This is a genomic window from Micromonospora sp. NPDC051300, assembly GCF_044455315.1.
Taxonomy (GTDB): domain Bacteria; phylum Actinomycetota; class Actinomycetes; order Mycobacteriales; family Micromonosporaceae; genus Micromonospora; species Micromonospora robiginosa.
In genome coordinates this window covers 444,015-457,595 of sequence record NZ_JBITEP010000001.1, presented here as the reverse complement: position 1 = coordinate 457,595, position 13,581 = coordinate 444,015, and the positions used below count along the sequence as shown (strand labels likewise).

The following is a 13,581-nucleotide window of genomic DNA, read 5'->3' as shown; positions in this document are numbered from 1 at the left end:
GTCTTCTCCTCCGCAAGACTCGTCGCGATCATCCGCAACGGTAAGAGCCTAGTATCTCGCCGGGGAGGGGGTCGATCGTGCTCCGACAGCAGGACGTGGGACACCGGATCGTGGTCCGCCGGATTGTGGGGATTCGCGAGGGCCGGCCGCTGTTCACCGACGCGCTCGGCGAGCTGGTCGAGCTGAGCGAGACCCACATCACGCTGGCCACCGACGGCGGGCCGCTGCGCGTACCGGTCGGCGAGGTGCACCGGGCCAAGCGGGTGCCGCCGGCGCGGCGGCCGACCGCCGCGGCCGTGGTCGCGCTGGAGACCGCCGCCGACGAGGCCTGGCCGGCGCCGGTACGCGGGCGGCTCGGCGACTGGCGGCTGCGCTCCTCCGCCGGCTGGACCGGTCGGGCCAACAGCGCGCTGCCGATCGGCGACCCGGACCGGCCGCTGCCCGAGGCGCTGGACGCGGTGCACCGCTGGTACGCCGACCACGGCCAGCCCGCGATGGTGAACACGCCGCTGCCGCTGGCCGCCCCGGTCGGCACGGAACTGGACACGCGCGGCTGGACGGCCCGCCCGCCGGTGCTGGTCCAGACCGTCCCACTGGCCGCGCTGAGCGCGCCGGCCGACCCGGACCGGCCGCCGGTGACGCTCGCCGACACGCCCACCGACGACTGGCTGGCGGTCGCCGCCGACCGCAAGGGCGGGCTGCCGGAGGCCGCACGGCACGTGCTCACCGCCGTGGACCGGATCCGCTTCGCCGAGGTACGCCTCGACGGCAGGCTGCTCGCGGTGGGCCGGGGCACCGTCACCGGCGAGGGCCGGTGGCTCGGCGTGAGCCTGCTCGAGGTGCTGCCGGAGGCCCGCCGGCGCGGGCTGGCCGGCGCGGTCGTGCGTGCCCTGGCCGGCTGGGCCGCGGCCGAGGGCGCCACCCGCGCCTTCCTCCAGGTCGAGCAGCGCAACGTCGGCGCGGTGGCGCTCTACCGCCGGCTCGGCTTCACCACCCACCACACCTATCTCACCCGGGTGGCGCCCTGACTCAGCGGCGGACGACCTTGCGGGGCCTCGACTGCTTCAGCTCGGCGTACCGCTTGAGCTGGCGGGACCGGAAGTCCCGGCCGAGCGCGGTGAGGGTCAGGTAGCCGACCAGCACACCGGCCGCGGTGGCCGCGAGATAGAGCCAGATCTGGGCGAAGAAGAGGCCGGCGCCGCCGCCGAACGGGTTCTCGCCGACCAGCAGCGGGCCGACGAACACGGTGAGCGCCAGCGCCGCGACCACGGCCACGGCCAGGTCACCCGCCCAGTGCCCGAGCGGCCGGGCGGCGCCCCAGCGGAACGCGGCGCCGGCCAGGACCAGGCCGATCGCCAGGAACATCACCAGCGAGACCCGGTTCGCGGCGGTGTCGTCGTCCGGGAAGGCGAACCTGATGACCAGCCGGGCCACCACGTTGACCGCGAACAACGCGGCCGCCAGCACACCCACCGCACGCCACCGCTGACCCATCGCACGCCTCCCGCCGTACCGCCCGTCACCGCGACGGGCCTCTGGCAGGAATGTCTACCACCGTCGCCGGTGCGGCGTCAGCACCTCACCGGGCAGTGGTCGCGGGCGGCGTCACGACGTGCCGGAAGCCGAGCACCGCGAAGGTGACCGCGCCGGCCACGATCAGCGCGAGACCGAGCACGTTGTCGCCGGCCAGGGCCAGATCGCCCTCGGTGGTGCGGAAGCCGCCCACCACGATCACCAGGAACCACGGCAGCGCGACGAGCGCGACCCCCCACCGGCTGCCGGTCGAGGAGTGCGCGAACCAGCCGAGCAGCACCGTCGAGGCCACCACCGCGGCGATCCCGGCGACCGCGAGCCCGATGCCGACAAGCGCCTGGGCGCCGCCGGAGCGGCCCTGCACCGTCTCCCAGGCCCAGGTGGCGAAGATCAGGTCGAGCAGCGCGGCCAGCACGCCGGCCCAGAGCGACACCACGCCCCCGGCCACCCGCAAGACCCGGTCCAGCGCCCGCTCCGCCCGGCTCGGCGGGGCGGGCGGCTGCGGCTCGGAAAGGACCGACATGGGTACGGCGGGCGAGGTCACCGGAGACCGGCCGCCGCGACCGGGGCGCGGTCCGGCTCGGCCGGCGCCACCCCGGCGAAGAGGTCGTCCTCCCAGCCGTACGGACCCCGGCCCGGGCCCTTCTCGCCGACCGCGAGCGTGAAGTATTCGACCCCCATGAACTCGGCGCCGAAGTTGCCGGCGATCGCGTAGAGCCAGGAGTTCGCCGGGATCTGGGTGGCGTGCGCGCGCATCGCCGCCTCCTTGGCCGCGTGCTGCTCGGTGGCGTCGATCCGCGCCGCGATCTGCGCGTCCGGCGTGCCGAACGGCAACTCCGACGCGTCGTCGATGCCGGCGAACGGATTGTCCGACGACTCGGTGAACGCCTCCAGGCCGGCGTCCAGCACGCTGCGCGGCATGGCCGTCCAGTAGACCTTCGCCGGGGCGACGCCCTCCGCCGCGGCCAGTTCCACCGCGCGCATGGTGACCCGGTGCGCCTGGATGTGGTCCGGGTGGCCGTAGAAGCCGTTCGGGTCGTAGGTGACCACGACCTGGGGCCGGACCTCGCGGATCACCTCCAGCAGGTGCCCGGCGGCGGAGTCGAGGTCGGCCCGCCAGAACGCCCGCGGATGGTCGTTGGTGGCCAGCCCCATCATCCCGGAGTCGCGGTAGCGGCCCGCGCCGCCGAGGAACCGGTGGTCGGTGACGCCGAGCGCGGCGCAGGCGGCGGTCAGCTCCCCGATCCGGTAGCCGCCGAGCTGGTCGGCCTCGGCCGCGGCGAGCCCGGCCAGCGCCGGCACGTGGATCTCGCCCTCCTCGCCCAGCGTGCAGGTCACCAGCGTGACGTGGGCGCCGGTGGCGGCGTAGTGCGCCATCGTCGCGCCGGTGCCGATCGACTCGTCGTCGGGATGCGCGTGGACCAGCAGGAGGCGTCGGTCGGGCAGCGTCGTCACGCCCGTCACTCTAACCGGCGGTCCTGCCCCACCGGCGGTCATGCGTCCGCCCAGGTCGGCCACATCACGCCCGACGCCCGCCTACGATCTGCAGGCGTGGACTTCCCCGAGCTGGCCGCCCGTACCCGTCGGTTCAGCCACGGCGCGCCGCGCGCCGTGACCGTCGCGGGTGACGGCTGTCGGGTGCTCTTCCTGCGGTCCGCCGGGCCGGAGGACCCGGCCGACGCGCTCTGGCTGCTCGACGTCGACAGCGGCGAGGAACACCTGGTCGCCGACCCGGTGGTGCTGCTGGGCGCGGACGCCGACCCGGTTCGCCTGGCGCCGGGCGAGCGGGCGCTGCGCGAACGGCTGCGGCTCAGCTCCGGCGGCATCGGCTCGTACGCGCTGGACGCCGCCGGGCGGGTCGCCGCGTTCGCGCTGGCCGGGCGGCTGTTCCGGGCCGACCTGGTGCACGGCGACGTGATCGAGGTGGCCGCCGTCGGCCCGGTGATCGATCCGCGACCCGACCCGACCGGCGAGCGGCTGGCCTACGTCACCGACACCGCCGAGGGCATCCGCCGGGGCCAGCTCCGGGTAGTCGAGCCGGACGGCGCCGACAACCTGCTCGCCGGCGAGGACAGCGGCGTGACCTGGGGGTTGGCCGAGCACGTCGCGGCCGAGGAGTTCCACCGCTACCGGGGCTACTGGTGGGCCCCGGACGGGCGCTCGGTGCTGGCCGCCCGGGTGGACGAGTCCCGCCTGCCCCGCTGGTACCTGCACGACCCGGCCGAGCCGGCGAGCCCGCCGACGTCGCTGGCGTACCCGGTGGCCGGCGGCCCGAACGCGGAGGTGAGCCTGCACCTGCTCGACCTCGACGGCGGCTGGGTCGACGTGCACTGGGACCGGGAGACCTACCCCTACCTCAGCTCGGTCGAATGGGCCGACGGCGGCCCGCTGATCACCGTGCTGCGCCGCTCGCAGCAGCACGGCCTGGTGCTCGCGGTGGACCCGCGCACCGGCGAGACGCAGGTGCACGCCGAGCTGGCCGACCCGCGCTGGGTGGAGCCGATCCCCGGCACCCCGGCGCACCTGCCCGACGGGCGGGTGCTGGTCGGCGGCGAGCTGGCCCACGACGGGTACGACGCCCGCTGCCTGTTCGCCGACGGCACGCTGCTCACCCCGCCCTCGCTCTACGTCCGGCGGGTGGTCGGGCGACTGCCGGCCGGTCCGGGCACCGCGGCCGACCTGCTGGTGGAGGCGAGCGAGGGCGAACCGAGCCAGCGCCACCTCTACCGGGTGCGGACCGCCATCGGCGGCGGGATGGACGCCCGCCGGATGGGCAGCGACCCGGGCTGGCACACCGCCGCGCTCGGCGGTTCCACGCTGGCGGTCGGCGTCGCCTCGCTGGAGCACGCCGGGGTCCGCTGGCGGGTGTGGCACGGCGACCGCGAGGTGGCCGAGTTGCGCTCGCTCGCCGCCATCAGCTCGTACGCCCCGCGGCCGACGCTGGTGCGGGTGACCGACAGGCGGCTGCCCAGCGCGGTGCTCTACCCCACCGAGCACGTCAAGGGCACCCGGCTGCCGGTGCTGGTGGACATCTACGGCGGCCCCGGTCACCAGGAGGTGATCGCGGCGCGCGGCGCCTGGCTGGAGCGGCAGTGGTGGGCCGACCAGGGTTTCGCGGTGGTGACCGTCGACAACCGGGGTACGCCGGGAATCGCGCCCTCGTTCGAGAAGGCGATCCACCGCCGGGTGGCGGACGTGATCCTGATCGACCAGGTGGACGCGCTGACCGCGCTCGCCGGCAAGCACCCGGACCTGGACCTGGGCCGGGTGGCGGTGCGCGGCTGGTCGTTCGGCGGCTGGCTGGCCGGCCTGGCGGTGCTGCGCCACCCGGAGCTGTTCTCGTGCGCGATCGTGGGCGCGCCGGTCACCGACTGGGCGCTGTACGACACCGCCTACAGCGAGCGCTACCTGGGCATGCCGGAGGACGGCATGGACGTCTACGCCCACCACTCGCTCGTCGAGCTGGCCGCCGAGCCGCTCGGCGACCCGGCCGAGGCCCGGCCGATGCTGCTGGTGCACGGCCTGGTCGACGACAACGTGCTGGCCGCGCACACGCTCCGGCTCTCCGCCGCGCTGCTGTCCACCGGCCGCCCGCACGCGGTGCTGCCGCTGACCGGCGCGAGCCACCTGGCGGCCGGCGGCGTGTCGGAGCGCCTGCTCCGCCTGGAGCTGGACTTCCTCCGCCGCCACATGTAAGGAGGGGCCCCCTGTTAACGCATTCTGCATAGGAGGGGCCCCCTTTTAACAACGAGTGTTAAAAGGGGGCCCCTCCTTACCGGCGGGCCGGTGTTACTGCTTGACGTAGGCGTTGACGAAGTTCGGGTAGCCGAAGACGGACGAGATGAAGACGCCGCCGGCCTTGGAGCCGTGCACGTTGTAGGCCACGTCGACGTAGAGCGGCACCACCGGCGCGTGCTCCTTCATGATCCGCTCGTCGAGCTTGCCCCACTCCGGGCCCTGGTCGGCCGGGGGCATGGCCAGGATCCGGTCCATCTCGGCGTTGATGGCGTCGTCGTTGAAGTAGGACTGGTTGCTGTTGCCCTCGGCCTTGATGGTGCGGCCGTCGTAGAGCACCGGCAGGATCGACGCGCCGCTCGGCCAGTCCGCGGCCCAGTTGCCGATGTAGAGGTCCCAGGGGTTGTTCTTCTTCTTGACCTCGTCGAGCTTCGAGTCGTCCGGGATGTTCCGCACGGTGATCTTGAAGCCGGCGCGCTCCAGGTTGCCCTTGAGCTGGACCGCCTCCTGCTGCTCGGTGGTGTTGTCCGCGACGCCGAGGACCAGCTCGGGCGCCTGGCCGCCGAGCAGCTCCTTCGCCTTCTCCATGTTGCCGTTGGCGCCGGCCGGGTAGGCGTCGTACGCCTTGTAGCCGATCGTCGACGGCGGCATCAGGGTGGTGATCGGCTGGGCGACGGTCTGGCCGCCGAGCGCCTTGACCAGGCCCTCCCGGTCGATCGCGTAGTTGAGCGCCTGGCGGACCTTCAGGTCCTTGACCCGCTGGGTGTTGATCACGAGCTGGTTCGCGCTCGGGGTCGGCGACAGCAGGGTGCGGGCCTTCAGCGCCGGGTCACCGGCCACCTTGGCGACCAGCGAGGCCGGCACCGAGTTGAAGGCCAGCGCGCTCTGGTCGGCGCCGTTGTCGGCGATCACCCGGTTGTTCGCGGCGTCCGCGGTCGGACCGAAGGTCCACACGAACTGGTCCGGGTACTGGTGGCGCACCGGGTCGGTCTTCGCGTCCCAGTTCGGGTTGCGGTCCAGGGTGAGCTGGACGCCCACCTGGTTCTTGGCGATCTTGTAGGGGCCGGACGAGAACGGCTTCTGGTCCAGGTTGACCCCGGTGTCCGCCTGCGGCTTCAGCGGCGCGGTGGTCGGCAGCGAGACCGCGAACGGCAGGTCGCAGCGGGGCTTGGCGAACTCGAAGCGCAGCGTCTTGTCGTCCGGCGTGGTCAGGCCGGGCGGCAGCGACGTCTTGTTCTTCTTGAAGTCCCACTTGGTGTCGAACTGCGGGGTGTCGGCCAGCCACTCCTGGATGTAGGTCGGGCCGCCGGTCAGGTCGGGGTCGAAGGAGCGGGCGATGCCGTACGCGATCTCCTTGGCGGTGATCGGGCTGCCGTCCTCGAACTTCACCCCGTCCTTGATGGTGAATTCCCAGACCTTGCAGTCGTTGTTGACGTTCTTGCCCGGGGTCTCGGCCAGGTCGCCGACCAGGACCAGGCCGCCCTTGCCGTCGTCCTTCCAGGTGGTCAGGTAGCGGGCGAAGAGCGGGTTGGCCATCAGACCGGCGAACGAGTACGTCCGCTGCGGGTCCAGGTGGGAGATGGGGGTCTCCCGGATGATGGTGAACGTCCCGCCCTTGGCCGCGCCGTCGATCTCGGCGGCCGGCCCCTGCGAGTCCTTGGGGTCGGTCGCGATGACCCCGGTCTGCTGCCGGTTGCCGTCCACCTTGGTGCCTTCGCCCGTGTTCTCCGAGCAGGCCCCGAGTGCCACAACCAGTGCGATGGCGCCGCCAGCGGCGGCCGCTGCGCGTGGTCGCATGTCCTACCTCCTCCACCCGTTCGCCGAGCGCATCCGCCGACGTCCCGAGGATCGTAAAGAAGAAAAACTACAAGTTGGGTAACAGTTGTCGATAAATTTCGTCGCGGTTCAGCCGAGCCGTACCCGCGGGTCGATCACCGCGTAGAGCAGGTCCACCACCACGTTCGCCAGCACCACGAAGACCGCCGCGATCAGCACGGTCGCCATGATCGTCGGCAGGTCGCCGGAGCGGACCGCGTCGACAGCGGTACGCCCCATCCCGTTCAGACCGAACGTCGTCTCGGTGATCACCGTCCCGCCCAGCGCCCCGCCGACGTCCAGGCCGGCGATTGTCACCACCGGCGTGATCGCGGCGCGCAGCGCGTGCCGGCCGTACACCGAGCGTTTGGCCAGGCCCTTGGCCCGCGCGGTGCGGACGAAGTCCTCCGACAGGGTCTCCAGCATCTGCGCCCGGGACAGCCGTGCGTAGATGGCGGAGAAGAGGAAGGCCAGCGCCACCCAGGCCAACACCAGCCCGCTGACCCATTTCAGCGGATTGTCGAACAGCGAGGTGTAGCTCGGCACCGGCAGCAACCGCAGGTTGTAGACGAAGACGATGAGCAGCACCGCGCCGACGAAGTAGAGCTGCAACGAGGCGCCGGTCAGCGAGAAGCCGATCGCCGCCCGGTCCAGCCAACTGCCCCGGCGCAGCGCCGAGAGCATGCCGAGCCCGACGCCGAGCAGCAGCCACAGGACCGCCGCCGGGATGACGATGCTCAGCGTCACCGGCAACACCCGGGCGATGGTGTCCGACACCGCCTCGTTGGAGACGTACGACCAGCCGAGGCAGGGCGCGTCGCACCTGCCGCCCTGGGCGCTGCCCAGGTCCCGGCCGGTGACGATGCCCTTCATGTAGCCGGCGTACTGGCTGATCAGCGGGTCGCGCAGGCCCAGCTCCTGCCGGACCCGCTCCAGCCGCTCCGGGTTGCAGTTCTTCGGGCACATGCCGGTGACCGGGTCCCGCGGCAGCGCGAAGAACATCAGGAAGCTGAGCACGCTCACCGCGAAGAGGGTGAGCGCGGCCGAGAGCAGCCGGCGGACGAGGAAACGCGTCATGGGTCGGCCTCCTACCGGGACGACTTCGGGTCGAGCGCGTCGCGCAGCGCGTCGCCGAAGAGGTTGAAGGCGAGCACGAGCGCGAAGATCGTGATGCCGGGGAAGAAGACGTACGACGGGTCGGTCTGCAGGTAGTCGAGGCTGCGGTAGATCATCCGCCCGAAGCTCGGCGTCTCGTCGGTCAGGCCGACGCCGATGAACGACAGCGCCGCCTCGCTGGTGATGTATTGCGGCACCGCCAGCGAGAAGGCGACCAGGATCGGCGCCCAGACGTTCGGCAGCAACTGGCGGAACAGCATGTGTCCCAGCCCGGCGCCGCTGGCACGGGCCGCCTCCACGAACTCGCGCTCGCGCAGCGCGATGATCTGGCCCCGCACCAGGCGGGCCGTGCTGGTCCAGCCGAACAGCGCGAAGATCGCGATGAGCACACCGATCTGGAAGTACGCCGGCACGGCCTCCCGCTGGCCGTAGAAGCGCAGCGCGACGGTAGGCATCAGCGCCAGCGCGATGATCAGGAACGGCATGGCCAAGGTCAGGTCGGTGATCCAGTTGATCACCGAGTCCAGCCAGCCGCCGAGGTAGCCGGCGAGCGTACCCAGCGTCACGCCGATCACGGCGGTCAGCACGGCGGCGGCGAACGCGATGAACAGCGACGTCCGCAGGCCGTGCACCATCCGGATGAAGATGTCCCGGCCCAGGCCGGGCTCCAGCCCGAACCAGTGCTCGCCGGTGACACCGCCGGCGTAGCCCAACGGCATGCCGTAGCCGTCGAGGCGGCTCTGGAACTGCTCCTTCGGGCCCACCCCGTACAGCGCCTGGATCAGCGGCACGGCCAGCGCGACAAGCACGAAGAAGACGAGCAGCGCGCCGCTGACCATGGCGGTGCGGTCCCGCCGGAGCCGCGCCAGCGCGAGTTGACCGGGTGAGCGACCGACGAACTCCTTGTCCCGGCGCTCGTCGCCCTCACCGGGGGACTCGATCTCCGCGAGGGCCACGCCCTCGACCGGGGAGAGACTCATTCCGCCACCTCCTTCAGTTGCGGGGTGTCGCCGCCGCCGACGGTCGCCGGCTCGACGGCGTCGACAGGCCCGCCCTCCGGGTAGTGGCAGGCGGTGAGTTGGGTGCCGCCGTCGCGGGTGGTGAGTGCGGGTGTTTCGGTGGCGCAGTGGTCGGTGGCTTTCCAGCAGCGGGTGCGGAAGCGGCAGCCTGATGGGGGGTCCAGTGGGGTGGGGACGTCGCCGGTGAGGCGGATGCGGCCGGCGGGTGCGGGGGCGGTGACGTCGGGGATGGCCGACAGCAGGGCGCGGGTGTAGGGGTGCTGCGGGTGGGTGTAGATGGTGTCGCGGTCGCCGATCTCGACGATTGTGCCGAGGTACATGACGGCGACGCGGTGGCAGAAGTGGCGGATGACGGCGAGGTCGTGGGCGATGAACACGAAGGCCAGGTCGAGGTCGCGTTGCAGGTCGCGGAGCAGGTTGATGACCTGGGCCTGGATGGAGACGTCGAGGGCGGAGACGGGTTCGTCGGCGACGATCAGTTTCGGTTTGAGGGCGAGGGCGCGGGCGATGCCGATGCGTTGGCGTTGCCCGCCGGAGAACTCGTGGGGGTAGCGGTTGTAGTGCTCCGGGTTGAGCCCGACCAGCTCCAGCAACTCCTGCACACGCTTCTTCACCCCGCCGGGTGGGGTGATGTTGTTGACCTGCAGGGGCATGGCCACGATCCGCCCGACGGTGTGGCGGGGGTTCAGCGACGCGTAGGGGTCCTGGAAGATGATCTGCAGGTCCTGCCGCAGGCCGCGCAGGTCACGACGCCCGGCGTGGGTGATGTCCCGCCCGGCGAAGGTGATGCTGCCGCTCGTGGGTTCCAGCAGGCGCACCAGCATCCGCCCGGTGGTGGTCTTCCCGCAGCCGGACTCCCCGACCAGGCCCAGGGTTTCGCCGGGGCGCACGTCGAAGTCCAGGCCGTCGACCGCCCGCACCACGGCCTTGCCCCGCAGCCCCTGCCGGACGGGGAAGTGCTTGGTCAACCCCCGCACCGACAACAGCGGCTCGGTCTCGGCGCTCATCGGGCCACCCCCGTCCGGGCGACGTCCTGCCGATACAGCCGGGTGCGGTCCTGCGCCGACAGGTGACACGCCACCAGGTGCCCCGGCTGGCCGGCATCACGCAGTTCCGGCACCTCGACGCGGGAGCGGTCGTCGGCGTAGCGGCAGCGCGGGTGAAACGCACACCCCGACGGCAGGTTGATCAACGACGGCGGGTTACCCGGGATCGGCACCAGATCCGCGTCCGCGTCACCGTGCAACGACGGCACGCTCGAGAGCAACCCCCACGTGTACGGATGCTGCGGCGCCCGCAACACCTGCGCCACACTGCCGTACTCCACCGCCCGACCGCCATACATGACCAACACGTCGTCGGCCACCTGCGACACCACACCCAAATCGTGGGTGATCAAGATGATTGCCGAACGGAACTCCTCCTGCAGATCACTGAGCAGGTCCAGGATCTGCGCCTGCACCGTCACATCCAACGCCGTCGTCGGCTCATCCGCGATCACCAGATCCGGATCGTTGACCAACGCCATCGCGATCATCGCCCGCTGCCGCATCCCACCGGAAAACTCGTGCGGATACTGATCGAACCGCTTCGCCGGCTGCGGAATCCCCACCCGCCCCAGCATGTCCACCGCACGGGCACGCGCCTCCCGCTTCCCCGCCTTCGGATGGTGCACCCGATACGCCTCGGCGATCTGCTTCCCGACCGAGTAGTACGGGTGCAACGCCGACAGCGGATCCTGGAAGATCATCGCCATGTCCCGACCCCGCAGCCGCCGCACCTCCTCCTCCGGCAGCCCCACGAGCTGACGCCCACCCACCGAAATCTCCCCGGCGATAGTGGCCCGCTTCGAGTCGTGCAGACCCAGGATCGCCAACGACGTCACGCTCTTACCCGAACCCGACTCCCCCACGATCCCCAACGTGCGGCCGCGCTCCACGGCGAACGACACCCCGTCCACGGCCCGGACCACACCGTCCTCGGTGTCGAACCGCACCCGCAGGTCTCTGACCTGGAGATAGGGCGCTTCACCGGAGCGCTGCTCCGGCACCTCCGAGCGGTCCGGCTCCCCGGACGGCACCGCCTCCGACCTGCCCATGACCGCCTCCCCTTCGGTGATGAAGAGAACCTACAGGAAACCTCTGGAGGCGAAAATAAGCTACAAAGGCCGGGCTGTCAGCGGTCAGAGCGTAACGACTCGGTTTCCCACCTGAACAGCCCTCACCTGGGACATCCACCGCCGCAACTGCGCGTGGTCGCCTCGTCGCCGCACCGGAGGTGCGACCATGGTCCCGACGACGAAGGGAAGATTCCCGCCGACACGAGGTGGAGGTGACCATGAGCGCGGCGGTGTTCGGCCACGACGGCCCGTGGACCGAAGAGGAGTACCTCGCCCTCGGCGAGACGCAGGAACGCGTCGAACTCTTCGACGGGAGCCTTCACGTGACCCCAGGTCCCACTCCGCTTCACCAGAACATCTCCGGTGAGCTGCGTGCCGCACTCCGAGTACCGGTACGCCAAGCCGGACTCCGCGTGCTGGAAGCAGTGAACGTCCGGCTCAGGCCCGGTCGGATACCGATTCCGGACCTCGCCGTCGTCGAGGACGTGGATCTTCGAAATCCGGTGATCGAGGCGAGCAGCGTCCGCCTGGTGTGCGAGATCATCTCGCCGAGCAACGCCGCCACCGACAAGGTGCTCAAGATGCACTACTACGCGGCTGCCGGGATCGAGTGGTACCTCCTCGTCGACCAGGAGTCGCTGACGATGCATCTGTACCAGCGGCGAGGCGCGCACTACGTCGAACGGTCCGTCACCAAGGCGGGCGAGGTGTTGGAGCTGACCGAACCCGTCCGCGTCCTGATCCGCCCGGAGGACCTGCTCGCCTGACGGATGTCGGTGCGCTCGCCTAGGGTCGGGCGCATGGGATTCGACGCGGCGACCGCCGCCGTCCAGGCCGCCCTCGACGCGGGAGCCCGCTACGCGGACGCCCGGGTGATGCACCGCCGTTACGAGTCGATGTCGGCGCGCAACGGCGACGTCGAGGAGCTGGCCCAGCACGAGAGCATCGGCCTGGGCGTGCGCGCCCTGGTCGGCTCCGGTTGGGGCTTCCACGCCGTACCCGAGTTGTCGGACGCCGCGGCCCGCGAGGCCGGCCGGCGCGCCGCGGCGGTCGCCACCGCGAGCGCGCGGGTCCCGGGGCCGCCGATCGACCTGGTGCCTGTCGACGCGGCGGTGGCGAGTTGGGCCTCCGAGTGCGCGGTCGACCCGCTCGGGGTGCCGCTGTCGGCCAAGGGCGACCTGCTGGTCGGCGCCACGGCCACGATGCGCGAGCACGGGGCCGACCTGGCCGAGGGGCTCTACCAGATCTGGGACACCACCAAGTGGTTCGTCTCCAGCGAGGGCCACCGGATCGACCAGCACATCCGCGAGTGCGGCGGCGGCATCTCGGCCACCTCGATCGGCGACGGCGAGACGCAGCGCCGGTCCTACCCGAGCTACCGCGGGCAGTACGGCACCACCGGCTGGGAGCTGGTCACCTCGCTCGACCTGGCCGCGCACGCCGCCCGGATCGCCGAGGAGTCCCGGGAGCTGCTCACCGCCCCGGAGTGCCCGGCCGGCGAGACCGACCTGATCCTCGGCGGCGAGCAGCTCGCGTTGCAGATCCACGAGTCGGTCGGGCACGCCATCGAGCTGGACCGGATCCTCGGCTGGGAGGCGGCCTTCGCCGGCACCTCCTGGCTCGACCTGGCCCGCCTCGGCTCGCTGCGCTACGGCTCCGAGCTGATGAACGTGACGATCGACCCGACCATCCCGGGCGCGCTGGGCAGCTTCGGCTTCGACGACGAGGGCTCCCCGGCGGTCGCCCGGGACGCGGTCCGCGAGGGGCGGTGGGTCGGTGTGCTCGCCGGCCGGGACTCGGCCGCCGTCGCCGGCCTGGGCTACGGCGGCAGCGTACGCGCCGACGGCTGGGCACGGCTGCCGATGGTGCGGATGACGAACGTGGGCCTGGAACCGGGCCCGCACACGCTCGACGAGATCATCGCCGCCACCGACGACGGGGTGCTGATGGACATCAACCGGTCCTGGTCGATCGACGACAAGCGGCTCAACTTCCAGTTCGGCTGCGAGGTCGGCTGGGAGGTGAAGAAGGGCCGCCGGGGGCGGATGCTGCGCAACCCCACCTACACCGGCATCGGGCCGGCGTTCTGGCGCTCGATGGACATGCTCTCCTCGGAGACGGTCGCCTGGGGCACGCCCAACTGCGGCAAGGGGCAGCCCGGCCAGGTCGGGCACACCGGTCACCCGGCCGCGCCGGCCCGCTTCCGCGGCGTCCGCGTGGGGGTGCACGCATGAGCGAACGCAC

The 13,581-nt window shown here is 71.7% G+C and carries 12 protein-coding genes; 4 read left to right on the top strand and 8 right to left on the bottom strand.

Translation table 11 applies throughout. The features are described 5' to 3' along the window. Positions 1–77 precede the first annotated feature (77 nt). A complete protein-coding gene (locus ACIA5A_RS02270; protein WP_396755548.1) occupies positions 78–1,028 on the top strand; it encodes a GNAT family N-acetyltransferase in 951 nt (316 codons plus the stop codon). Position 1,029: 1 nt separating this feature from the next. Here ACIA5A_RS02270 and ACIA5A_RS02265 read toward each other — a convergent pair whose 3' ends face one another. The 3 genes from ACIA5A_RS02265 to mshB all read right to left on the bottom strand — a co-directional run bounded on the left by ACIA5A_RS02265 (position 1,030) and on the right by mshB (position 2,997). Continuing rightward, positions 1,030–1,494 carry a hypothetical protein gene (locus tag ACIA5A_RS02265; RefSeq protein WP_396755546.1) on the bottom strand — a complete coding sequence of 155 codons (465 nt, stop codon included), beginning with the start codon at positions 1,492–1,494 and terminating at the stop codon, positions 1,030–1,032. 85 nt (positions 1,495–1,579) lie between these two features. After that, positions 1,580–2,056 carry a hypothetical protein gene (locus ACIA5A_RS02260; protein WP_396755544.1) on the bottom strand — a complete coding sequence of 159 codons (477 nt, stop codon included), beginning with the start codon at positions 2,054–2,056 and terminating at the stop codon, positions 1,580–1,582. 17 nt (positions 2,057–2,073) lie between these two features. Further along, positions 2,074–2,997, bottom strand: a complete 924-nt coding sequence (gene mshB, locus ACIA5A_RS02255) for an N-acetyl-1-D-myo-inositol-2-amino-2-deoxy-alpha-D-glucopyranoside deacetylase (protein ID WP_396755542.1) — start codon at positions 2,995–2,997, stop codon at positions 2,074–2,076. Positions 2,998–3,084: 87 nt separating this feature from the next. Here mshB and ACIA5A_RS02250 point away from each other — a divergent pair, with 87 nt between their 5' ends. Next, entirely contained in the window at positions 3,085–5,229 is a 2,145-nt protein-coding gene (locus ACIA5A_RS02250) for a prolyl oligopeptidase family serine peptidase (protein WP_396755540.1), read from the top strand. A gap of 93 nt (positions 5,230–5,322) precedes the next feature. On the opposite strand, the gene ACIA5A_RS02245 is transcribed toward ACIA5A_RS02250, so the two are convergent. The 5 genes from ACIA5A_RS02245 to ACIA5A_RS02225 all read right to left on the bottom strand — a co-directional run bounded on the left by ACIA5A_RS02245 (position 5,323) and on the right by ACIA5A_RS02225 (position 11,316). After that, positions 5,323–7,065, bottom strand: coding sequence for an ABC transporter substrate-binding protein (locus ACIA5A_RS02245; protein ID WP_396755538.1), 1,743 nt, complete (start codon positions 7,063–7,065; stop codon positions 5,323–5,325). A gap of 108 nt (positions 7,066–7,173) precedes the next feature. Beyond that, entirely contained in the window at positions 7,174–8,160 is a 987-nt protein-coding gene (locus ACIA5A_RS02240) for an ABC transporter permease (protein WP_396755536.1), read from the bottom strand. A gap of 11 nt (positions 8,161–8,171) precedes the next feature. Then, positions 8,172–9,179 (bottom strand): ABC transporter permease, encoded by a 1,008-nt coding sequence (locus ACIA5A_RS02235; RefSeq protein WP_396755534.1) that lies wholly within the window; start codon positions 9,177–9,179, stop codon positions 8,172–8,174. Further along, positions 9,176–10,225: an ABC transporter ATP-binding protein gene (locus ACIA5A_RS02230; protein ID WP_396755532.1), complete on the bottom strand. Its 1,050-nt coding sequence runs from the start codon at positions 10,223–10,225 to the stop codon at positions 9,176–9,178. The genes ACIA5A_RS02235 and ACIA5A_RS02230 overlap by 4 nt, the downstream gene beginning before the upstream one ends. Further along, a complete protein-coding gene (locus ACIA5A_RS02225; protein ID WP_396755530.1) occupies positions 10,222–11,316 on the bottom strand; it encodes an ABC transporter ATP-binding protein in 1,095 nt (364 codons plus the stop codon). The genes ACIA5A_RS02230 and ACIA5A_RS02225 overlap by 4 nt, the downstream gene beginning before the upstream one ends. Before the next feature lie 239 nt (positions 11,317–11,555). Here ACIA5A_RS02225 and ACIA5A_RS02220 point away from each other — a divergent pair, with 239 nt between their 5' ends. Further along, positions 11,556–12,104 carry a Uma2 family endonuclease gene (locus tag ACIA5A_RS02220; protein ID WP_396755528.1) on the top strand — a complete coding sequence of 183 codons (549 nt, stop codon included), beginning with the start codon at positions 11,556–11,558 and terminating at the stop codon, positions 12,102–12,104. A 33-nt stretch (positions 12,105–12,137) separates the two neighbouring features. After that, positions 12,138–13,571 carry a TldD/PmbA family protein gene (locus ACIA5A_RS02215; RefSeq protein WP_396755526.1) on the top strand — a complete coding sequence of 478 codons (1,434 nt, stop codon included), beginning with the start codon at positions 12,138–12,140 and terminating at the stop codon, positions 13,569–13,571. Positions 13,572–13,581 lie beyond the last annotated feature (10 nt).

Coding starts and splice junctions, on each gene's coding strand:
- ACIA5A_RS02265 (WP_396755546.1), bottom strand. CDS start 1,494: ATGGGTCAGCGGTGGCGTGCGGTGGGTGTGCTGGCGGCCGCGTTGTTC.
- ACIA5A_RS02245 (WP_396755538.1), bottom strand. CDS start 7,065: ATGCGACCACGCGCAGCGGCCGCCGCTGGCGGCGCCATCGCACTGGTT.
- ACIA5A_RS02235 (WP_396755534.1), bottom strand. CDS start 9,179: ATGAGTCTCTCCCCGGTCGAGGGCGTGGCCCTCGCGGAGATCGAGTCC.
- ACIA5A_RS02225 (WP_396755530.1), bottom strand. CDS start 11,316: ATGGGCAGGTCGGAGGCGGTGCCGTCCGGGGAGCCGGACCGCTCGGAG.
- ACIA5A_RS02230 (WP_396755532.1), bottom strand. CDS start 10,225: ATGAGCGCCGAGACCGAGCCGCTGTTGTCGGTGCGGGGGTTGACCAAG.
- ACIA5A_RS02215 (WP_396755526.1), top strand. CDS start 12,138: ATGGGATTCGACGCGGCGACCGCCGCCGTCCAGGCCGCCCTCGACGCG.
- ACIA5A_RS02240 (WP_396755536.1), bottom strand. CDS start 8,160: ATGACGCGTTTCCTCGTCCGCCGGCTGCTCTCGGCCGCGCTCACCCTC.
- ACIA5A_RS02220 (WP_396755528.1), top strand. CDS start 11,556: ATGAGCGCGGCGGTGTTCGGCCACGACGGCCCGTGGACCGAAGAGGAG.
- ACIA5A_RS02260 (WP_396755544.1), bottom strand. CDS start 2,056: ATGTCGGTCCTTTCCGAGCCGCAGCCGCCCGCCCCGCCGAGCCGGGCG.